This is a genomic window from Haloarcula sp. H-hyl6 (genome assembly GCF_056934455.1).
Genome location: NZ_JBRIIK010000001.1, coordinates 2447298 through 2467493, shown reverse-complemented (window position 1 = coordinate 2467493; position 20196 = coordinate 2447298). Strand labels below are relative to the sequence as shown.

Here is a 20196-nt window from a genome sequence, read left to right as displayed (position 1 = left end):
TCAGAACTGGGTGACGAACACCGGCACCACGAGGGCCAGCGTCGTCCCGTAGATGAACGACGAGAGCGCCCACTGCTGGACGATGGCCTCTCGCTGGCCGCCGAAACTCCCGCCGGCCCGCGGCATCGCTACCCGCACGAAGAAGGCGTAGACGAACAGCGTGACGGCGACGGCCCCCGCCAGATGCGGCACCGCCGGCACCCCGTTGAGCGAGAGGCCGGTCGGGAGCAACGCCGCGAGGACGAAGACGACGGCCCCGTACAGCAGCGCCGCCACCGTACCGGTGACGTGATGGACGGCAACGGCGAGGGCCGCACTCGCGTCGCCGGGGTCCACGCCGGTCAGGCCGCCGGCGGCGACGTAGGCGGGGTGGTACCCCTCCGGTTGCACGTACATCGGGATGTTCAGCAAGAGCGCCGCGAAAGCGCCCGAGAGCAGACAGACCAGCGTCCACTCTCCGAGCGAGAACGCCAACATATCCCGACTCTGGACGGGGGTGACAATGAGCGTTTGGAACCTACACCGGCGTGAAGAGGAACAGGACGACGTTGTTCGTCGCCGGGCCGAGGCCGACGGCGGCGACGAACGCCAGCAGGAGACTCCCCTCGACGGGTTCCTCCTCCAGATACTGGTGCATGAGGACGACGACGGCCACCGCGACGACGAGTTTCACCAGCGCGAACAGCCACCCCTTTCCGGCGACGGGTGCCGTCGGGAGCGTCCCGGCGAAGTCCATGATGGCTCGGGGAACGGGCGACCGCTCGCCGACGCCGATGACGTCCGTCCCGATGGCCGTCGAGACGCCGTCGAAGGCGTGCGCGAAGACGACGACCGGCGCGGCGTACCGCGTCCGGACGATTATCGGCGTCCGCCAGAGCGCGACGACGAGCAGGGTTATCGCCGAGAGGACGACCGACCCGACGACGGCCACGGTGGGCCAGACGAGTGCGAGCAGTCCCGAGCGAAGTGCGGTGATGGCCGCGAGCACCAGCAACACGGTCAGGACGCCCGTCCCGACGAGGCCGAGGTTCCGCGAGATGGTCTCGTCGTGCCCCCGGCGGACGCCGAACAGCGAGAGGAACACCCACACCGTACCGAGCGTGACGTACGTCGTGAAGTACACCGCCGGCGTCCCGAACAGCGGTCTGAGCACCGGGTCGTACACCTCGATTGGCGGTTGGCCGAGCGCGTGCAGCGTCCCCCCGATGGCCATCCACGGTGCGAGAGCGACGACCGTTCGCTGGTCTATCGGCGGTTCGAGCGCGACCAACAGCGCCGACACCACCAGCGTCCCACCTGCCAGCGCCGCCAGATACGGCAACGGCGGCAGTCCGAACCCCGAAGGCAATACCATATCTCCACGCCGCCCCGTGACCCCGAAAAGGTTCCGGCCTCGCACACGGGGTCAGCGTGGCGCGACCGGCGGTTCGTCGCTACGAGCCGACGGTCCGCCGGGACGTTTAGGTACTCGCCGCCTCTCGGACCGGTATGGACGACCTTCCAGACCGGGTGGAACACACCGTCCTCGGACCGACGACGACGCCGGAGGACGTTCGGACGTGTCTCGACGAGGCGCTCGAACACGGGATGCGGGCGTGCATCCCTCCGTGTTACCTCCCGTTGGCGACCGAGTACGCGAACGTGCCGCTGACGACGGTCATCGACTTTCCCCACGGACAGGAGAGCACCGACACGACGTGTCGGGCCGCCAAAGAGGCGTGGGACGACGGCGCCGACGAACTCGACGTGGTCTCGAACGTCGGCCTGCTGAAAGCCGGCGAGGACGAGGCCGTCGGCGACAGACTCACCGAAGTCGTCGCGTCCGTCCCCGTCCCCGTGAAGGTCATCGTCGAGGCACCGCTGTTGACCGACGAGGAACTCCACCGGGTCGGCCGACTGGCCGTCGACGCCGACGCCGCCTACCTCAAGACGGCGACGGGGTTCTCCGAGGGCGGCGCGACGGTCGACGACGTGGAGATACTGAGCCAGTACCTCCCGGTGAAAGCCAGCGGCGGCGTCGGGTCGTGGGCGGAGGCGAAGGCGATGTTCGACGCCGGCGCCGAGCGCATCGGGGCGTCGAGCGGCGACACTATCGTCTCAGAGTGGCGCGAGCAGGGAGACGCGTAGGACGGTTCAGGCCCGCAGTTCGGACGTCTCGGACGACTGTATCCACGCGTCCTCGCCGTTCGGGTCGTAGATGAGGAGTTCGTCGTCGACTCGGAGGGCGGTGTACCGGTCCGCGACGGGGCTCTCGGGCCGTTCTGCCGGCGCGTCCGCGTCACCAGTCATAGTTCGGGCGTGAGTTCGGGCGACTGCTCCGTCTGGCCGTCGGCGAAGGGCGGGTCGGTGTCGACGACGACCGTCCCGTCGCCGTAGGTGGACACCCGGGCGTCGCCGTATCTGAACGCGACCCTGCTGTCGGGCGACGACGAGAGAACCCGCGAGAGCGCCTCCGGCGAGACGACGTCGTACAGCGACGTATCGAGGTCGGCGATAGACGTCTCCTTCGCCGCCGCGATGGCCGTGACGAGCGTCCGAGTCAGCGATTCCGTGGACGAGACGTCTGGGACGGTGCGTGTGACCTGCGCACGGGGCGTATCGTTCCGGTTCATCGGGTCAGTGGAGACACTACGTGAGGATAGTGGTAGCGGCTACATTGACACGAGCGACAGGCGGGCACCCACTATACATTTAGATTCGGCGAGTGCCGGCCCACCGGGTGAGAGGTCACAGCCACCGTCCGACGTGGGGCCCGTCACGCATCCGTCTCCCGTTTCCAGTGGTCGCGACACGTCTCGTCGCAGAACGCGTATATCCGGTACCCTTCCTCCGGAACGGCCACCACCGGATACCACTCCGTCGTCTCTATCGACGCACCGCAGCGAGCACAGCGGCGGGGCTGGTCCGCAGTCGCCGGGGTATCCGAGAGGGAATTATCGACCATACATCTGTAGGGCGGGGTGAGTAGAACCCAGTCCTACAGCGGGAAAACGAGCGTCGTTACGTGTTTAGAGGGAGCGCACCGGGACCCACTATACACTGAACCGCCGCGTCACTCGTCGAGCAACAGAGTGAGCAGTTTCCGCTGACTCGCCCGCAGGTGCCGGTTGAACGTCGGTTGCGAGACGCCGAGGCTCTCGGCCACCTCCTGCCCGGTGTTCTCGCGGGGCCACTCGAAGAAGCCGCTGAGGTAGGCCGCCTTGACCGCCTCCAGTTGCTTGTCGGTGAACCGGTCGAGCAGTTCCGCGCGGAACTCCGTCCCGGTCTGTATCGGCCAGTCCCGTTCGCGCCGGGCGAGCAACCGTGCGCCCGGGAACTTCGTCTCGAACGTCTCGGTGAACTCCCTGACGTCCCGGTCGTCGGACAGTTCGACGACCAGTCTGACCCCGTCGCCGTCGCTGGTGAGCGTCTGGGGGGCGCCGCCGTGGTCGAAGACGGTGCCGACGATGCACTCGCCGACGACCGTACACTCGAACAGGCTCTCCTCGGCGTCGCCCGCGACGTGCCTGACGTCGGTGACCCCCGGCGCGTCCGCCGCGAACGCTCGAAGGTCGTCCGGGTCCGCGTCGCGGAGCGTGAAGAACACGCGGAGCGGGTTCTCCCCCTCCGTGAGGGCCCCCTCGAGTTCGAACTCCCCGCCGACCGCCTGCACGCACCGAAACAGCGACGTGTCCGGGTCATCGACCCGAAACTCCAGTTCGACGCGGCGCTCGCTCATCAACGCGGCCTTTCGCTCGACGGCGTTGATGGCGTGGCCCACCACCGCCCCCAGTTCTCGGAGCACCGCCTGTTCGACGTCGTCGAGGTGGGCCGGGTCGTCGGCGTAGACGCTGAACACGCCGTACAGCGCCTCGTCGTACCGGACCGGTACCGAGACGACGGTGCGATAGTCCCGTTCGAGCGCCGCTTGCACCCAGCGGTCGAACGGCGGGTCGGCCGCGGCGGGTGTCGCGACCTGTATCTCCCGGTCCGCCGCCGCGCGGCCAGTCGGTTCGCCGCCGTCGAGCGTGACGGTGACGGCGTCCAGATAGCCCGACTCCGCGCCCGCACACGACGCCGGGCGAATCTCGTCGCTGACCGGGTCGGCCGTGCCGAACCACGCGAACCGGTACGGGCCCGTCGCGGCCAGCGCCTCGCAGACGTGCGTCTGTATCTCCGCCCGCGAGTCGGCCCCGACGATGCCTCGCATCGTCTCTCGGAGCACGCCGTTGGCGCGGTCCAACCGGTCGAGGCGCTCGGTGGCCGTCTCGAGGGTCGTGGTCCGGTCGCGGATTGTCGCCTCGCGTTCGACCCGGCCGAGGGCCGTCTCGACGTGGGCCGCGAGGATTCGCGCGAGGTCGACGTCCGGGTCGGCGAACGACTCGGGCGTCGTCTCCCCGGCGATGAAGACGCCGTGGCTACCCAGCGAGAGGACGATGGCGCTGTCGAGGGGCGTCCCCGGGTCCGACGCGGCGGCCTGAAACTCGACGTCCTCGTACACCGTCTCCTCGCGCTCGACGAACACCTGCCACGACTCGCCCTCCTCGGGGTCGAACAGCGACGCGTCGCCGACCAGGTCCGCGACGGCGTCGGTCCGGGCACGCGGGACGAGACGGTTGCGCTCGGCGTCGTACAGTTCGACGGCGGCCAGTTCCAGTCCCAGCGTCTCCCGTGCGGCCCTGACGGCGATGTCGCAGACGGCCTGTTCGGACTCCGCCTCGGTCAGTTCTCGGGACACCTCGTTGAGCGTCTCCAGTTGTGACTCCCGGCGCGTCCGCTCCGTGATGTCGCGCCCCTCGGGGATGAGCAGTTCCACCTCGCCCCGTTCGTCGGTGATTGGCCGGATGGAGAAGTCGATGGTGGCGACGCGGTCCGTCCCCTGCACCTCCAGTTCGTGGCGGACGAACTCGCCGTCGGCCGCACGACGGACGTCGCGTTCGACCCGGTCGCGGGTCTCCGAATCCGTCTGGAACCACGCCGTCTCCCAGACCGGCTTGCCGACCACGTCGTCGCGGTCCAACCCGCCGAACTCCAGCGCCGTCTCGTTGGCCTCGAGGACGGTGCCGTCGGGGTCGAGCAAGCCGGTGAACTGGTAGGTCTGGTCGAACACCGCTTCGAGGCGGCGCTGGCGCTCCTTGCGGTCGGTGATGTCGCTGATGAACCCCTCGATGGCGACCAGTTCGTCGTCCTCGAACACGCCGGTCCCCCGCTCCCAGACCCAGCGTTCGGTGCCGTCGGCACAGCGTATCTGGTAGGTGAGCGTGAACGTCTCGCGCTCGTCGAGGGCCGCCTGCACCTCCTCCCAGACCCGGTCTCTGTCCTCCGGGTGGACGACGTCCTCGCCCCAACTCACCTCGCCGGACTCGATGTCGGCCGCGTCGTACCCCGTGAGGTCCGAACACCCAGCGCTGACGAAGGACATCGGCCACCCGCGTTCGTTCTGACAGCGGTAGGCGATGCCCGGCAGGTTGTCCATCAGCGTCGAGAACATCCGGTTGCGCTCGCGCAGTTCCGCCTCGGCCCGCTTGCGCTCGGTCACGTCCCGCCCCTCCGTGAGGAGCGCCACGACCCGGCCGTCGTCGTCCGTGACCGGGGTCAGCGAGACGTCGAAGATGACGCGCTCACCGTCGGCACCGGCTATCGTGGCCTCGTAGCGGACCACCTCGCCGGCCGCCGCCGTCTCGACGGCCTCCCGAAGTCGGTCCCGGGCCCGCTGGGAGTGGGACCACCAGTGGGTCTCCCAGAGCGGTCTGCCCACGACGTCGGCCCGCTCGACGCCCGCGAAGGCCAGCGCCCGCTCGTTGACCTCCACCAGCGTTCCGTCGGGTTCGGCCACCCCGACCAGTTGGACCGGCCCCTCCGTCATCACGTCGCGTGTCCCGAACGTCTCCGAGGCCGCGGAGCGGTCGGTTGCAAAGACGCCGTACCCCACGAGGCCGCCGTCCGACCGGAGCGCCGTGACCGTCAGCCGTCCCCAGAACCGACGCCCGTCCGCCCGGACCAGCCACCCCTCGTCGACGACTTCCGCCTCCGTCTCGGCGCGTTCGAGGACTTCGGTCGGACGGCCCGTCGACGGGTCGTCGTCCGCGTAGAGCGTCGCAAGCGAGTCCCCGACGACCGCGTCCCGGTCGTACCCCAACACCGCCGCGGCACCGTCGCTCCACTCCGCCACCCGGCCCTCGTCGTCGAGGACGAACACGCCGTATCGCTCGACCTGCTCACACAGCAGTCGGTACGGGTCCGTCCCCTCCGCGAACCCCTCTCCCCCGTCGGTGCAGACGGTCGGCCCCGTCGGCCGCGTGGGGGCACTCGACTCGGAACTCGAAGCCGGGGACAGACTGTTCGCGTCAGTGAGCGGGGTCGCGCCGGCCGCGTCTCGGCCAGACCACGTGACCGGCGAGTCCGCGGCCACGAAGTGTCGGACTCGCATACACGTGTTACCAATATGAACAGACACACATAGTAGTATCTGCCCGCCCACCCCCGCGGAGTGAATCCGTCGCGCTTTTGCCCGGGAAGCCGTATCGCTAGGACGAATGGCCCGGTATCACATCGAGACGTACGGGTGTACCTCCAACCGAGGTGAGACCCAGCAGATAGAGCAGGCGCTCCGCGAGGGCGGCCACCACCCCGCCGACGGCCCCGAGGCCGCGGACGTGGCCATCCTCAACACCTGCACCGTGCTGGAGAAGACGGAGCGCAACATGCTCGAACGGGCCAAAGAACTGGACGCCGAGACCCCCGCTGACCTCGTCGTCACGGGCTGTATGGCCCTCGCACAGGGCGAGGCGTTCCGCGACGCCGACGTCGACGCCGAGATACTCCACTGGGACGACGTCCCCCAGCACGTCCTCAACGGGGAGTGTCCGACGGTCACGCCCGACACCGAAACCGTCCTGAACGGCGTCGTCGGCATCCTCCCCATCGCCCGCGGCTGTATGAGCGACTGCTCGTACTGCATCACCAAGCAGGCGACGGGCCGCATCGAGTCGCCCCCGGTCGAGGAGAACGTCGAGAAGGCCCGGGCGCTCGTCCACGCCGGCGCGAAGGAGATCCGCATCACCGGACAGGACACCGGCGTCTACGGCTGGGACCGGAATCGGGGGGCGAGTCTCCTCCCGGAGCTACTGGACCGCATCTGCACCGAGATAGACGGCGAGTTCCGCGTCCGCGTCGGGATGGCGAACCCCAAGGGCCTCCACGGCGTCCGCGAGGAACTGGCGCAGGTGTTCGCCGAGCACGACGAACTGTACAACTTCATCCACGCGCCGGTCCAGTCGGGGTCCGACGACGTCCTCGCGGACATGCGTCGGCAACACGCCGTCTCCGAGTATCTGGAGGTCGTCGAGGCGTTCGACGACGCGCTGGACTACTGGACGCTGTCGACGGACTTCATCGTCGGGTTCCCGACGGAGGACCCGGAGGACCACGAGCAGTCGATGGAACTGCTGCGGGAGACCCGACCCGAGAAAATCAACGTCACCCGCTTCTCGAAGCGGCCCGGCACCGACGCCGCCGACATAAAGGGACTGGGCGGCCAGACGAAGAAGGACCGCTCGAAGGCCATGACCGAACTGAAGATGGACGTCACCGGCGCGGCCTACGAGGACATGGTCGGTCGCGAATCCGAGGTGCTTCTGGTCGAGGACGGCACCGACGAGTCGCTGGTCGGCTACGACGAGGCGTACCGGCAGGTGGTCATCGCCGACGCCGAGGAACGGGGGCTGGAAATCGGCGACACGGTCGACGTGGAAGTGACGAGCCACAACACCGTCTACGCGTTCGGCGAACCGGTCGAGCGGGCACGGGTGGCGGACTGAGGCAGCCCTCACTCTAAATCGGCCAACCGTTCGACTTCGTCGTCGTCCTTCCACTCGCCGAGTTCTTTCGGGTCGACGTGGACGAACACGTCGTCGACTTCTGGCAGGTCCCGCACCGACTCGATGACCGCCGTCTCGATGTCGTGAGCCTCTCGGAGCGTCAGGTCCCCCTCCACCTCGATGTGGAGGCTCACGTCGATTTCGGGGCCGACGTAGTGCGCGATGACGTCGTGGGCGCCCTGTACCTGTGGGTGGTCGAGCGCTCGCTGGAGAATCTCCCGTCGCAGGTCCTCCGGCGGGGCCGCTCCGACCAGATAGGCGACGTTGTCCCGCACGACTTCGACGCCGGTGTAGAGGATGCCGACGGCGACGACGATGGCGGCGAGGGGGTCCGCGACCGGGAACCCTGCCGTCGCGCCGGCGACTCCCACGAGGGCCGCGCCAGCGGTGAGGATGTCGTTGCGGTTGTCCTTCGCGGTGGCGACGAGGGCGGGCGAGTTCCGGTCGCGTCCGGCGGCCAGACAGTACCGGTAGAGACCGTACTTCGCGGCCCCGGAGAGCGCGAGGACGCCGACGGCGAACGGGCCGCGCGTGACCGCGATGTCGCCGGTCAGGAGGGCACGACCGGCCTGCCAGAGGACGACGCCGCCGGCGGCGAAGATGCCCGCGGCGACGAACAGCGAGACGAACGGTTCGATGCGCTCGTGGCCGTGGGGGTGTTCGAAGTCCGGCGGCTGGGTCGTGAGGTAGAGACCGGCCACGACCACCAGCGAGTAGGCAGTGTCTGCGGCGCTGTTGACCGCCTCCGACTGGACGGCGAGGCTCCCCGTGGAGAACCAGACGGCCCCCTTCAGGAGAGCCAGCGTGAGGTTCACGCCGAGGACGAGGAGGCCGACCCGGCGAAGCGTGGCACGGCGCGACATCTACTGGGAACTAACGGGGGGAGGCTAAAGCCGCTTTGGAGGCGTGTCGACGCGCACGGCGGCATCGTCGTCCGTGACGGTGGTTCCCTCCTGCTCGGCGAACGCCTCGTGGAGGCGGTCGTAGGTGTCCTCGACGGCCTCAACGATGACCTTCGTGTCGCTGACGACGGGCATGAAGTTGGTGTCGCCCTCCCAGCGGGGGACGACGTGGGTGTGCAGGTGGTCGTCGATGGACCCCCCCGCCGCGGACCCGCCGAGGTTCAGTCCGGCGTTGTACGCGTCCGGCCCCATCGCCGCGTCCAGCGCGTCGAAACAGCGCTGTTTGAGGTGACCGTGGTCCAACAACGTCTCGTCGTCCAACGCGCGGAAATCCCCGGTGTGGTCGTGGGGGACGACCATCACGTGACCGGGATTGTACGGGTAGTTGTTCAGGAGGACGAACGCGCGGTCGCTCCGCGCGACGACGTTGTTCTCGCGGTCGGCGTCATCCTCGCGGAACGCACAGAACACGCAGTCGACGTCCGGGTTCGTCTCCTCGCGTTCGACCCACTCGATGCGCCACGGCGCGAACACTGAGTCCATACTGCCACGGTCCGGCCGCCCCGCCTAAACGACTTCGACCGGTCGAAAGGCAGTATTTAATACTGTCGGCCGTTCACACGGTAAATACCCCGTTCACGGTCACAGAATCGTTCGTAAATCGTCTCTGGCGCTCTGCGTGCCTGGTTCGCCCATCCAAACCACGTCCGGCGATAAACGGTGTGAACGGAGCCCAACGGAAGGGGGTTTTTATGCGGATTTCCCCGGAAGGCGGAGGTGGGATGGCGACTACAAACGACGGCGTCGACATGTCAGAGGCGTGCTCGAACTGCGGGCGAGAGACACCGCACGATGTCAACTTGGAGATTCAGACCGAGAGCACGAAACGCGAGAACGCGGAGTTCTCGCGGGAACCGTATCGGGTCAGCGAGTGCCGAGTCTGCGGCGCGACGACGAAGACTCGGATGAACAACGCGTGAGGCGTCTTTTCCGGACCTGAGTGCGGTCGGCAGGGCCCGCGCCGGTACTACGCGCCCACCCGCAGGTACTCGACGACCGTTCGTGTCGTGGTATGGCCCGACCACCGACCCGACACCGGGGGACGAGCGAGTCAAAACGAGCCGTTAGGCGGCCGTATTCGGACCTTACCGCGGCCGTATCCGGACCTTACCGCGACCGTGTCGTCACTTCAACGCCGTCCTCGGTCACGATGACGGTGTGTTCCTTCTGGCTGACGAACGTCCCGTCCTGCTCTTTGAGGACGGGGTAGCCGTGGACGATGTCCTGCTGTTTCAGGCGACGGAGCGCCATCTTCGCTCGCGGGGAGTCCAGCCATCGAGCCGCGAAGGGGAGCGTCTTGAACTCCTCGGTAATCTGTTCGAGGACCTGTCGGGCGTTCCGGTCCCGGACGGTCCCCTCGCGTTCCAGCGCGAAAATCTCCTCGTCTGCCCCCTCCTGTACCTTCCCGCGGCCGTCGGTGGCGAACGGTTCGATGGCGACGACGTCGCCCGGTTGGAGCGCCGCGCCCTGCGAGACTTCGCGGTTCGGGATGTTCGGCGCGGTGTGCTGTTCCCAGTGGCCGAGGCCGTGCCCCGTGAGGTTGACGACGGGGTTGAAGCCGTACCCCTCGATGACGTCCTCGACGGCCGCGCCTATCTGTCCGACGTCGACGCCGGGACCGGCCACCTCGAGGGCGGCGTCCAGCGCCTCGGCTGAGGCGGCCGTCAGGTCGTCGTGGCCCGAGAGGTCGACGGTGACCGCGGTGTCGGCAAGCCACCCGTCGACGTGGACGCCGATGTCGAGGTTGACCATCTCCTCGCCGAACGTGGTCTCGTCGTCACGTTCGGGCGTCGCGTGGGCCGCCTCCTCGTCGATGGAGATGTTGACCGGGAAGGCGGGTTCGCCGCCGAGGTCCCGAATCTCCTGTTCGGCCCACTCGGCGACTTCGAGGTGTGAGACCCCGACCTCGACGCGCTCTGCGGCCTCGTCGCGCACCTGCGCGAGGATTTCGCCCGCCTCGCGACACTTCTCGTACTGCTCGGACTCGAAGTCCACGTCGCTCATGCTCCGGCGTTGGGCGCTGTGCGTGAAAGCGTTTGCCGTTGTGGGTCACGCCGTCCGTCGGAACCGGGTGACGACGCCGTAGCCCGAGAGGACGGCGGCCGTGACGCCGGCCGCGACTGCCACGAGGCCGCCGAGGTACGCACGGGGCGTCGGCACCACCACGGGGTGGCCGGCGAGCGCGGCGTACGCAGAGAGGAGGGCGTCGTCGGCGAACGCGACGCCGACACACGCGAGGAGCGTCACGCCACCGACGGCGAGCGCGGTCACGAGCCACGAGTCGCCGCGGCGAGCGGCGTCGAGGCCGGCGACGACGGCAGCCAACGGCGCGAACGAGAGGGCGAGGGCCAACGGGAGGGCGTCCATGGCCGAGCGTTCGGCGACCATGGCGAAAAGTGTTCACTCCCGCGGCGTCCGCGCCGTCTGCATCGCAGCCGTGTTGTACTCGCTCCCGACGTGGCCCGCGTAGTCCAGTACGACGACCCCCGCACGCCCCCCCGTCTCGCTCTCGAACTCGGCGATGGCTTCCTCGGCGGCCTGCCGCGGGCCGAACGTCTCCAGCAGTTCGACCGCCCGCCGCGCGAGGCCGAAGCGGGCGATGGCCTCGCCCTCGCCGGTGGCGCTCGCGCCGCCGCGCCCGTCAGCGTAGAACCCCGCGCCGATTTGCGGGACGTCGCCGACCCGACCCGCAAGTGCGAACCACCGGCCGGCCGTCGACGTGGCCGCCGCGAGTCGGTCACCGTCGGTGGCGACGGCCCCGACGGTGTCCGTTCCGGCGAAGTGCTCGCGCACCCAGTCGAGGTGGTCTCGCGCGTCGCCCTCGGGCGGGTCGGCGTCCTCGTAGCGGCCCCGCGTCCGGTCGGTCAGCAGGTCTTCGTCGGCGTCGATACCGCTCGCCGCGGCCAGTTCGACCGCCGGGTCGCCCGCCAGAAGGACGTGGGGCGTCTCCGTCGCGACGACGCGGGCCACGTCGGCGGCGTGCGCGACGCCGGCCATCGAGCAGGCGGCGCCGACGGTGCCGTCGCCGGTCATCAGGCCTGCGTCCGTCCTGACGACGCCGTCACTCTGGACGGCCCCGCCCACGCCGGCGTTGAACCGCGGGTCGCGTTCCAACGGTCGGACGGCTTCGAGCGCCGCGTCGAGGGGAGTATCGGCGTCACTGGCGCTCTCTACGGCGTCCGCGAGCGTCACTTGCCGGTCTGCCGGTTCGTCTGGCGCGCTTCCCGCGCCGCCGTGAGCGACGACGTGCATACGACACCGCTCGAGCGCTAGACCGAAAACATATCGCCGGACGCGCCGGGCCATCACACCGTGCCGATGTACACGCGCGACGAGGCCGACGGGACCTGTCGTCGGTTCCCGCGAGCGGCCCTGCCGAACGACCCGACGGAACTGAAGGCGATGCCCGACGCCCTGCGGTAGTGTCGGCCGACTTTCCAATGCTGTTCGTTACCACGTCTACGGGAAAACGGCAGTCCTTTAGGCCCGACTATCGAGACGCGACGTATGGGCTACGACTACGAGCAAGTGGAGGTCCCCGAAGAGGGCCAGCAGATTCAGGTCACAGACGACAACGAACTCGACGTCCCCGAGAACCCCATCATCCCCATCATCCACGGGGACGGCATCGGGACGGACGTCGGCCCGGCCGCCCAGAAGGTTCTGGAGGCCGCCGCGAACGCGACCGGACGCGACATCTCGTGGATGCGCGTCTACGCCGGCGAGTCCGCCCGCGACAAGTACGACGAGAACCTGCCCGACGACACCGTCGAGGCCATCAAGGAGTTCAACGTCGCCATCAAAGGCCCGCTGACGACGCCCGTCGGCGCGGGCTTCCGCTCGCTGAACGTCGCGCTCCGGAAGACGCTGGACCTGTACGCGAACGTCCGCCCGACGTACCACATCGAGGGCGTCCCCTCGCCCGTCTCGGAACCCGAGCAGATGGACATGGTCACCTTCCGGGAGAACACCGAAGACGTCTACGCCGGCATCGAGTGGGAGGCCGGCACCGACGAGGTCGAGGAGGTCAAGGAGTTCGTCGAGGAGGAGATGGGCTTCGACAGCACCATCCACGACGGCCCCGTCGGCATCGGCGTCAAGCCGATTACGGAGTACGGCACCAAGCGTCTGGTCCGCGAGGCCATCGACTACGCCATCGAGGAGGAGCGCGACTCGGTCACCCTCGTCCACAAGGGCAACATCATGAAGTTCACCGAGGGTGCCTTCCGTGACTGGGGCTACGAAGTCGCCGAGGAGGAGTACGGCGAGGACGTCATCACCGAGGACGAACTGTGGGAGGAGTACGACGGCGAACAGCCCGAGGGCACGCTGGTCGTCAACGACCGCATCGCCGACAACATGCTCCAGCAGCTCCTGACCCGCACCGACGAGTACGACGTCATCGCGACGATGAACCTCAACGGGGACTACATGTCCGACGCCGCCGGCGCTCAAATCGGCGGCCTCGGCATCGCGCCCGGCGCGAACTTCGGTGAGGCCCGCTGTCTCGCGGAACCGGTCCACGGCTCCGCGCCGAAGTACGCCGGCGAGGACAAGGTCAACCCGACCGCGATGATTCTCTCCGGCCGCCTCATGCTCGAGTACATGGGCTGGAAGGACGCCGGCCAGCTCGTTCGCGACGCCGTCGAGGAGACCATCTCCAGCGGCGACGTCACCTACGACCTCGAACGGCAGATAGAGGGCGGCAACAAGCTCGCCACGAGCGAGTTCGCCGACAAGGTCGTCGAGAACATCGAGAAACTGGCCTGAGGCCGGTTTCTCTGACCTTCGCGGCGTCGCCGCGAAGACATCGAGAAACTCGCGTAAGCCGGCAGTCACGAACACCGACTTTCTTTCGCGCCCGCCGACGAGCGACCGCTATCGCCGCTCGGAGACGGTCGTGTTCCGCACCCAGTCCGGGCGCTCGACGGTCGTCTCGCCGAGGTTCGAGAGGCGCACCTCGCGGACGACGTGGACTCGGTCGCTGCTGAGGACCGCGTCGTAACTGACGCGACGGGCGACGACGACACCGTCGTACCGGACCCGCATCCTGACGGAGACGTTCGCTACCTCGCGGGCGAACAGCGGCGTCACCAGTCGCTCGGTGTCGCGGGGACGGGACCCGACGAGGATGACGCCGCCGTCCGGTCTCCGTCGAGCGACCCGCATCTCGACGGCGGCAAGTTCCCCCTCCAGTCGCTGCTTGTCCGTGAGGTCCGTGAGTAGGTCGCTGTTCTCGGCGGGCCAGCGCAGGAGCGTCTCCTCGCCGCGTTCGTTCACGTAGCGGGTCGCGACGACCGTGCGGTTCGACCAGTAGTCCACCTCCGTCGACCGCCACCCGGCGCGGTACTGGCTGGCGTTCTGCTCGAACTGACCCCGGTAGACCGAGGCGTTGGCCGCGACCCAGCGGACGTGGTCGGTCCGCTGTTCGAGGTCACCGTCCTCGTCGTAGGCCCGCTGGACGCTCGTCAGGGTGTAACTCGTCGTCCACAGCGACCCGGCGTGGGCGCTCGCCAGCGCCGACGGCACAACGCCGTCGTCGGTCACGCCGGGCGGGTACTGTATCCCGTCGGTCGGAACCGGCGCAGGCGTCACCGTCTCCACCCCCTCGGTGGCGGCGAATCCGCTACACCCGGCGAGGACGAGGCCACAGACCGCGACGAGCGCACGGAGCCGCATCGGTCGCTAGAGGGGCGGGAGATACAAACAACTGTCGCGCAACCGGCACGTGAGAGGCGCTCGGCACCGGGCAGCGTCAATCGTCGGTCTCGGTTCCCTCGGGGACCGGCGTCCCCGTCGTCTCTGGGACCCACGGCGGTTCCGTGGGTGGGTCACCGCCCACATCGCTGACGGTTACCTCCAGTCGGAACGTCACCGGGTGGCCCGTCTCGGCCACGCTCGCCCGGCACCCGACGACGAGCGTTCTGACGATGCCGTCGCGAATACGGACGTTGATAGCGCCGTCTCGCGCCTCCATGAGGCCGGGCGGGAGCGGGACGTTCGGTGCCTCGGCGTGCGTGCCGTACAGACGTCGACCGGTCGCCGTCTGCTCGGTAGAGACGTCGAATCCGTCTATCAACCGGGCGACGAAGAACGACAGGGACGGGTCGCTGGGTCCGACGACGTCGCCGGTGCTGACGGTGGTCGTCCCGTTGGGGAGCGTCTCGCGGATGGCCGACCCCGATGCGCTCTGCCACGCGACGTGGTCGTGAGCGTCCGACGGGTACGGGCCCGCCGCTCGCCGGTCCCAGCGGTAGGTCCCCTCGCTCCCGACGACGAAGCGGTCCCGCAGTCGCCCGGTCGACCCGTTCTCGTAGTCGACGGTGAACGCCACGGTGACGGTGTACGAGCGGCCGTCGAGGGCGCTCCGGTGGCGCGCTTCGAGGCTCTCGTGGTCGACGGTCGGCGTCCCGCCGGCCGGCGTCGTATCGGAGGGCACCGGCGCGGGCGTCACCGCCGTCGACCCCGCCGACCGCTCGGCGGTCAGACCCTGACACCCCGCGGTCACGAGCACGAACGCGAGGACGAGCGACCGAACGCGTGACCCGGGCACGCCTCGGACTTCCGAACGCGCCGAGAAGTGTCTTGTGTCAGTCCTGCCAGTCCGGGTCCGTCCGGGGCGGACTGAACACGTCGATGCCGGCAACGGGGTCGTCACCGCGGTTCTCAGCGCCGTGTGACTCCCCACCGGGGATGACGTAGGAGTCTCCCGGACCGACGACGAACTCCTCGCCGCCGACGACGAACGTTGCGGTGCCCCTGACCACGTAGCCGACCTGTTCGTGGGGGTGGCTGTGTTCGGGGACCGTTGCGCCGGGTTCGATGTGGAAGTGCTGGACGCTCATCGCCTCGCCGGCGGCCATCTGCGTGAGGTGGACGCCGTCTACGACTTCGACCGTCTCGCTGGCGGCCTGTGGGACTTCCTCCATGCCCGCCAACTCGTCGGAGGACGGCGTAAATCCCCGGGTCGAACACGGGGGACCCGCTCCCGCCCCCGTCGCCGGTCGCCCCAATCCGAACGTTCAACCCCGAACCGGCCCAACGGACGGGCATGTACGCGGTGGTCGGGTGTAGCGAGTGCAGCTCCCTCTGGGTCGTTGAGGGGCGGCCGGAGACGACGCAGTGCCCCCGGTGTGGACAGCGCCGACAGCACGCCAAGCGGCGGAAGTTCGTCGAGACGGACGACGAGGCCCACGCCCGCGAGGTCAGAGCGTCGATGCTGGCGAACCGGCAGGGCCACGGCGACGACTTCGCCGAACTCGACTCCTACGCCGAGATGGACCGACAGGTCGAGGAGTCTGGCATCGACGACGAGACGTACCTCGAAGGGTCGGGCCTCGACAGCGAGGCGGTCGCGGCCGCGGGCGAACGGGCCGAACAGGGAGCGACCGGTGGGTCGAGTCGCAAGGAGACGGTGCTGTCGGCCCTCCGCGAACTCGATAGCCCGACCGAGGAGGACGTGGTTGCCTACGCCGCAGCGCGGGGCGTCCCGGACGACTACGCGGAGAAGACGCTCCGCAAACTCGTCCGGGCCGGGGAGGTCACCGAGTCACGGGGCACCTACCGGTTGCTATGACCGCCGCGCTCGACCTTGAACCCGGCCCCGTCGCAGTCGGGTCGCTGGTCGGACTGGCGGGCCTGCTCTACCTGCTCGCGCCGGTGGTCGACCCAGTCGCGGTCGGCGACCGCTCGGTGAGTGCCGTGGCCCTGTCGGCCGTCGTCCTGACGCTGGGGTTCACGCTCGGGACGGTCGTGTTCGGACGGCGAGGCCACCGCCTGTTCGCCGCGGCCCACGGCGTCTTCGCCGTCGCGTGGGCGCTGTTGGTGCTGGGACCGCTCCTCGGCGAGGGGGTGCTCCTGCTCGCCGGCGTCGTCGTCCTCGTCGCCGGCGTCGGGTTTCTGGTCACACAGGGGCGCTGAAAACGGCGGTCGCGGGTCAGACCCACCCGAGCGTCTTCGCCAGCGCCGCCAGCGCCGCGAGCGTCGTCGCGAGCAGTTTCAACAGGTGGAGGAGTCGGTGCGCGAGCGATACCGCGGACTCGGTGTCGGTCGATAGTGGGGACATGGTGGGAACGTCCGCGGGGGCTACCCGGCGGACGCTGTCGGAAAAAGCGCCCGACCGAGCATAAACCGGAGCCACCCCTTCGGAGTGAAACTGAAAGTGGTCGCGGGGCTACCGCCCGAGTTCCGCGTGCGCCGAGGAGAGGTGCCGGGACGAGAGGGCCGCCAACAGGGAGAGTTCGCCCGCCAGCGCCCCCGTAGCGATGACCTCCGCCAGCGCGTCGGCGTTACTGCCTGCGGGGTCGCCACCGCCGCCGTACCCCAGTACGTCGAGTGCTTCGGCCTGCGTGGGCAGACCCGTCCCGCCGCCGACGGTGCCGACTTCCAGCGAGGCGATGGTGACCGAGGCGTACAGACCGTCCTCTCGGTCGTCGACGGTCGTGATGGCGTTGCTCCCCTCGACGACCTGCGCGGCGTCCTGCCCCATGGCGAGGAACGCGGCGGCGACGACGTTCGCGGCGTGCGCGTTGAACCCCAGCGCCCCGGCCTTCGCGGACCCGACGAGGTTCTTCCGGGTGTTGGCCTCGACGATGGCGTCGCTGGTGGTGTGCAGACGGTTCTCGACCTGTTCGTGGGGAATCAGCACGTCCGCCGAGACGGTGCGCCCGCGCCCCTCGATGGCGTTGATGGCGGCTGGTTTCTTGTCCGAACAGAGGTTCCCCGACAGCGCGACGAGGTCCGCAGGCGTCTCGCTCTCGACCACCTCGCAGGCCGCCTCGGTGGCGATGGTGGCCATGTTCATCCCCATCGCGTCCTTCGTGTCGTAGGAGAAGCGCAGGAAGACGCTGTCGCCGACGACGTAGGGGGTCACGTCCTGCAGTTCGCCGTGGCTGGTCGTCGACTCGGCCGCCTCGGCGAGTCGGTCGACGTTCTCGCGGACCCACGAGGACACCTCGCCGGCCTCGGCCACGTCTTCGACCCGGAACACCGGTGCGCGAGTCATCCCGGACTTGAGGACGCGAGCGGTCGCGCCGCCGGCGTTCCGGATGGTCGAGACGCCGCGGTTCACGGAGGCCAGCAGGGCGCCCTCCGTCGTCGCCAGCGGGAGGTAGTGCTCGCCCTCGGCCGCGCCGCCGTCGATTGGCAGGGGGCCGACGACGCCCATCGGAACCTGAGCCGCGCCAATCATGTTCTCGATGTTCGGTTCGGCGTCGGCGGCGTCGAAGGCGTACTCGCCGATTACGTCGAGGTCCACGCCGGTCTCCTCGGCCAACAGGTGCCGGCGGGCGGCGGCGGCCGTCTCGGCGTCGGAGTGCTCTTCGAGTTCGTAGAGGCGCAACTCGCCCTCGCGGACTCGCTCGGCGAGGGTCTCGGCGTCGGTGTCGGTCATACAGGCGCGTGGGTGGGGAGGGTCCTAACAGTTGCTCTTGCCTACCGCCGCTGTACGGTCTCGGAAACAGACGTGAACGGCCGGAGGGGGGTGGTCTACACTGGTCGCGAGGGCAAGCGTCCGCTCCGTCACGGCGAGACGGAGACTAGCCGCGGCGCTGGAGCGTGTATTGGCCGGCCGGACAGCGATACCGGGCCAGCAACCGCCGGTTCGCGTTCGCCGAGTCGGTCCGCTTGTCGACGCCGTAGGCGCTGTACGTACAGTCCTCGCGCGTGAACTCGACGGTGGCGTACCCCCAGTCGTGGCTGTCGAAGAACTGGACGTGAGGGTTGTACTGCTGGACGTACCGCTCGACCAGTCGCCGAATCTCGGGGTCGTTCGGCAGGCCGAGCAACTCGCGGAGGTTCTGGCTCGTTATCGCGGGCGTCATGAACTCGACGCCGTAGCGCCGGTCCCGACCCTCGATGTAGCCCGCCAGCGCGGTGTGCATGTCGCCCGTGAGCGCGACGAGTGAACTGTCGCTCTCGGCGGCGGCCCGGAGTATCCGGTCGCGTTCCGCGGGGAAGGCGTCCCACGCGTCGGCGTTGAACAGGTCGACCCCGCCCAAATCGAGGTCGAACTCCATCGCCAGCACCTCGTTGGCCCACGCCGACCACGTCGCGTCGCTCTGGGCGAGTCGCTCGGTGAACCACTCGCGCTGTCGCTCCCCGAGCATCGTGTGGGTTATCTCGCCGTCGGCCTCGCCGATGCGGGCGGCGAACTGCGCGCCGTCGGCGGGTGCGGTCCGGTACAGACGCTCGTCGGTGACGAACAGGTCCACGAGGTCGCCGAAGCGGTAGCGCCGCCAGAGGTCTATCTGGGCCAGCAGCGAGTCGGCGTCGGGGTCGTAGGGGACCCGTGTGGGGGTGTACTCCCACCACGCGCGGATGCCGTCGGCGAACAGTCGAGTCATGAACTCGGGGTCGTCGTTGCGCGGGTGGTCCCCGCGTCCGGCGTAGGGCCGTCCCTCCTCGTAGTCCCAGTAGCGGTTGTTCACTATCTCGTGGTCGTCCCACGTCGGGAGGACGGGGTGGGCGGCAAGCGCCGCCTGGAGGAACCGGTCCGAACGGTAGGTTCGGTGGAGGTACCGGAAGTCCTCCAGCCCCATCACGATGCCCTCGCCGCTCGGCAGCGAGAGCGACCGGTCGGGGAACCCCCGCCCGCCGCCGTGTTCGTAGATGAAGTCCCCGAGGTGGACCAGAAAGTCCACGTCCGACTCGGCGACGTGGTGGTACGCGCCGTAGTAGCCGTTGCGGTAGTCCTGACAGGTCGCCAGCGCGAACGCGATTCGGTCGGGGCTGGCGTCCGGTTCGGGCAGGGTCTGACAGCGGCCGACGGGGCTCGTCGCGCCGTCGTAGTCGAACCGGTAGTAGTACGCGGTGTTCGGGTCGAGTTCGCCGTCCAGCGCGGCCTTGACGGTGTAGTCGCCTGCGGCGACCCGGTCGGCCGGGATGCGCCACGATCCCACGAAGTCGGTGAGGCCGGCGTCGCGGGCGACGGTCACGCGGAGAGGCGTCCCCTCGCGGTAGGCGTCCGGCGAGACGCGCGTCCAGAGGACGGCCCCGCCCGTCGTCGGGCCGCCGCTGGCGACCCCCTGTGGAAACACCCCCGTCGACGGGTCGTCGCCGACTGCCGGACTCGCGGACGGGAGCGACCCGACGGCGTGGGGCCGAGCGACGGCGGTGCCCGGGAGGGCCGCCGCAAGCGCCGCCGCGAGGACCGTCCGGCGTCCGTGGTCGACGTCGTCTGCCTGTGGCATGGCCCGCCGGACGGCCGAGACGCACAAAGTAATCAGAGGATTAGCGCGCCGTCGACGCCGATAAGACGGGCTTATCGTCCCCGTCGAGCGATGCGACCGCCGGTAGTGTCTCACGTCGACAGACAACACGATTCGACAATCGCCGTATTCAGAACCCGATTCTCAACACGTCCGCGTATTGAAGGC

Annotated in this window: 23 protein-coding genes; 6 read left to right on the top strand and 17 right to left on the bottom strand. The window is 69.0% G+C overall.

All coding sequences use genetic code 11. The annotated features are described in order from the left end of the window. Both Hhyl6_RS12815 and Hhyl6_RS12810 read right to left on the bottom strand, forming a co-directional pair. Entirely contained in the window at nucleotides 1–477 is a 477-nt protein-coding gene (locus tag Hhyl6_RS12815) for a hypothetical protein (RefSeq protein ID WP_483739581.1), read from the bottom strand. Nucleotides 478–517: 40 nt separating this feature from the next. Then, nucleotides 518–1354 carry a DUF63 family protein gene (locus tag Hhyl6_RS12810; protein WP_483739580.1) on the bottom strand — a complete coding sequence of 279 codons (837 nt, stop codon included), beginning with the start codon at nucleotides 1352–1354 and terminating at the stop codon, nucleotides 518–520. A gap of 134 nt (nucleotides 1355–1488) precedes the next feature. Between Hhyl6_RS12810 and deoC the strand changes: the two genes are divergently transcribed. Then, on the top strand, nucleotides 1489–2127 hold the full coding sequence (deoC, locus tag Hhyl6_RS12805) for a deoxyribose-phosphate aldolase (RefSeq protein WP_483739579.1): 639 nt from the start codon (nucleotides 1489–1491) through the stop codon (nucleotides 2125–2127). Between the two features lie 6 nt (nucleotides 2128–2133). Here deoC and Hhyl6_RS12800 read toward each other — a convergent pair whose 3' ends face one another. From Hhyl6_RS12800 to Hhyl6_RS12785, 4 genes are all read right to left on the bottom strand, one after another. Next, on the bottom strand, nucleotides 2134–2289 hold the full coding sequence (locus Hhyl6_RS12800) for a DUF7331 family protein (protein WP_483739578.1): 156 nt from the start codon (nucleotides 2287–2289) through the stop codon (nucleotides 2134–2136). Beyond that, entirely contained in the window at nucleotides 2286–2612 is a 327-nt protein-coding gene (locus Hhyl6_RS12795; RefSeq protein WP_483739577.1) for a HalOD1 output domain-containing protein, read from the bottom strand. Before Hhyl6_RS12795 ends, Hhyl6_RS12800 begins: the two co-directional genes overlap by 4 nt. A 143-nt stretch (nucleotides 2613–2755) precedes the next feature. Then, complete coding sequence (locus tag Hhyl6_RS12790) at nucleotides 2756–2944, bottom strand: DUF7576 family protein (protein ID WP_483739576.1); 189 nt, start codon at nucleotides 2942–2944, stop codon at nucleotides 2756–2758. A gap of 108 nt (nucleotides 2945–3052) precedes the next feature. Continuing rightward, nucleotides 3053–6409: a PAS domain S-box protein gene (locus tag Hhyl6_RS12785; RefSeq protein WP_483739575.1), complete on the bottom strand. Its 3357-nt coding sequence runs from the start codon at nucleotides 6407–6409 to the stop codon at nucleotides 3053–3055. Nucleotides 6410–6515: 106 nt separating this feature from the next. Here Hhyl6_RS12785 and Hhyl6_RS12780 point away from each other — a divergent pair, with 106 nt between their 5' ends. Beyond that, nucleotides 6516–7799, top strand: a complete 1284-nt coding sequence (locus Hhyl6_RS12780; RefSeq protein WP_483739574.1) for a tRNA (N(6)-L-threonylcarbamoyladenosine(37)-C(2))-methylthiotransferase — start codon at nucleotides 6516–6518, stop codon at nucleotides 7797–7799. Between the two features lie 8 nt (nucleotides 7800–7807). Here Hhyl6_RS12780 and Hhyl6_RS12775 read toward each other — a convergent pair whose 3' ends face one another. Beyond that, complete coding sequence (locus Hhyl6_RS12775) at nucleotides 7808–8722, bottom strand: cation diffusion facilitator family transporter (protein WP_483739573.1); 915 nt, start codon at nucleotides 8720–8722, stop codon at nucleotides 7808–7810. Between the two features lie 24 nt (nucleotides 8723–8746). Continuing rightward, complete coding sequence (locus Hhyl6_RS12770; RefSeq protein WP_483739572.1) at nucleotides 8747–9304, bottom strand: HIT family protein; 558 nt, start codon at nucleotides 9302–9304, stop codon at nucleotides 8747–8749. A gap of 239 nt (nucleotides 9305–9543) precedes the next feature. On the opposite strand from Hhyl6_RS12770, the gene Hhyl6_RS12765 reads away from it, so the two are divergent. Beyond that, the gene (locus tag Hhyl6_RS12765) at nucleotides 9544–9741 is read left to right on the top strand and encodes a DUF7835 family putative zinc beta-ribbon protein (protein WP_483739571.1); all 198 of its coding nucleotides are present in this window, start codon (nucleotides 9544–9546) and stop codon (nucleotides 9739–9741) included. 187 nt (nucleotides 9742–9928) lie between these two features. On the opposite strand, the gene map is transcribed toward Hhyl6_RS12765, so the two are convergent. From map to Hhyl6_RS12750, 3 genes are read right to left on the bottom strand one after another with little or no spacing between them, the layout of a single operon-like run. Then, nucleotides 9929–10825, bottom strand: coding sequence for a type II methionyl aminopeptidase (gene map, locus Hhyl6_RS12760; protein WP_483739570.1), 897 nt, complete (start codon nucleotides 10823–10825; stop codon nucleotides 9929–9931). 45 nt (nucleotides 10826–10870) lie between these two features. Further along, nucleotides 10871–11209: a hypothetical protein gene (locus Hhyl6_RS12755; protein ID WP_483739569.1), complete on the bottom strand. Its 339-nt coding sequence runs from the start codon at nucleotides 11207–11209 to the stop codon at nucleotides 10871–10873. 12 nt (nucleotides 11210–11221) lie between these two features. Next, nucleotides 11222–12073 (bottom strand): isoaspartyl peptidase/L-asparaginase, encoded by an 852-nt coding sequence (locus tag Hhyl6_RS12750; RefSeq protein WP_483739568.1) that lies wholly within the window; start codon nucleotides 12071–12073, stop codon nucleotides 11222–11224. A gap of 255 nt (nucleotides 12074–12328) precedes the next feature. Between Hhyl6_RS12750 and icd the strand changes: the two genes are divergently transcribed. After that, nucleotides 12329–13591 (top strand): isocitrate dehydrogenase (NADP(+)), encoded by a 1263-nt coding sequence (gene icd, locus Hhyl6_RS12745; protein ID WP_483739567.1) that lies wholly within the window; start codon nucleotides 12329–12331, stop codon nucleotides 13589–13591. Nucleotides 13592–13699: 108 nt separating this feature from the next. On the opposite strand, the gene Hhyl6_RS12740 is transcribed toward icd, so the two are convergent. The 3 genes from Hhyl6_RS12740 to Hhyl6_RS12730 form a co-directional block, all read right to left on the bottom strand. Further along, a complete protein-coding gene (locus Hhyl6_RS12740; protein WP_483739566.1) occupies nucleotides 13700–14500 on the bottom strand; it encodes a hypothetical protein in 801 nt (266 codons plus the stop codon). A gap of 76 nt (nucleotides 14501–14576) precedes the next feature. Further along, nucleotides 14577–15374: a hypothetical protein gene (locus tag Hhyl6_RS12735; RefSeq protein ID WP_483739565.1), complete on the bottom strand. Its 798-nt coding sequence runs from the start codon at nucleotides 15372–15374 to the stop codon at nucleotides 14577–14579. Between the two features lie 37 nt (nucleotides 15375–15411). Further along, complete coding sequence (locus Hhyl6_RS12730; protein WP_483739564.1) at nucleotides 15412–15750, bottom strand: cupin domain-containing protein; 339 nt, start codon at nucleotides 15748–15750, stop codon at nucleotides 15412–15414. A gap of 122 nt (nucleotides 15751–15872) precedes the next feature. Between Hhyl6_RS12730 and Hhyl6_RS12725 the strand changes: the two genes are divergently transcribed. Both Hhyl6_RS12725 and Hhyl6_RS12720 read left to right on the top strand, forming a co-directional pair. Then, nucleotides 15873–16397, top strand: coding sequence for a DUF5817 domain-containing protein (locus Hhyl6_RS12725; RefSeq protein WP_483739563.1), 525 nt, complete (start codon nucleotides 15873–15875; stop codon nucleotides 16395–16397). Next, a complete protein-coding gene (locus Hhyl6_RS12720; RefSeq protein WP_483739562.1) occupies nucleotides 16394–16741 on the top strand; it encodes a hypothetical protein in 348 nt (115 codons plus the stop codon). Before Hhyl6_RS12725 ends, Hhyl6_RS12720 begins: the two co-directional genes overlap by 4 nt. A gap of 16 nt (nucleotides 16742–16757) precedes the next feature. Here Hhyl6_RS12720 and Hhyl6_RS12715 read toward each other — a convergent pair whose 3' ends face one another. The 3 genes from Hhyl6_RS12715 to Hhyl6_RS12705 form a co-directional block, all read right to left on the bottom strand. Then, nucleotides 16758–16886 carry a hypothetical protein gene (locus Hhyl6_RS12715; RefSeq protein ID WP_483739561.1) on the bottom strand — a complete coding sequence of 43 codons (129 nt, stop codon included), beginning with the start codon at nucleotides 16884–16886 and terminating at the stop codon, nucleotides 16758–16760. Nucleotides 16887–16994: 108 nt separating this feature from the next. Then, nucleotides 16995–18212 carry a hydroxymethylglutaryl-CoA reductase (NADPH) gene (hmgA, locus tag Hhyl6_RS12710; RefSeq protein WP_483739560.1) on the bottom strand — a complete coding sequence of 406 codons (1218 nt, stop codon included), beginning with the start codon at nucleotides 18210–18212 and terminating at the stop codon, nucleotides 16995–16997. A gap of 145 nt (nucleotides 18213–18357) precedes the next feature. Continuing rightward, a complete protein-coding gene (locus Hhyl6_RS12705; protein WP_483739559.1) occupies nucleotides 18358–20010 on the bottom strand; it encodes an alkaline phosphatase D family protein in 1653 nt (550 codons plus the stop codon). Nucleotides 20011–20196: the final 186 nt, after the last annotated feature.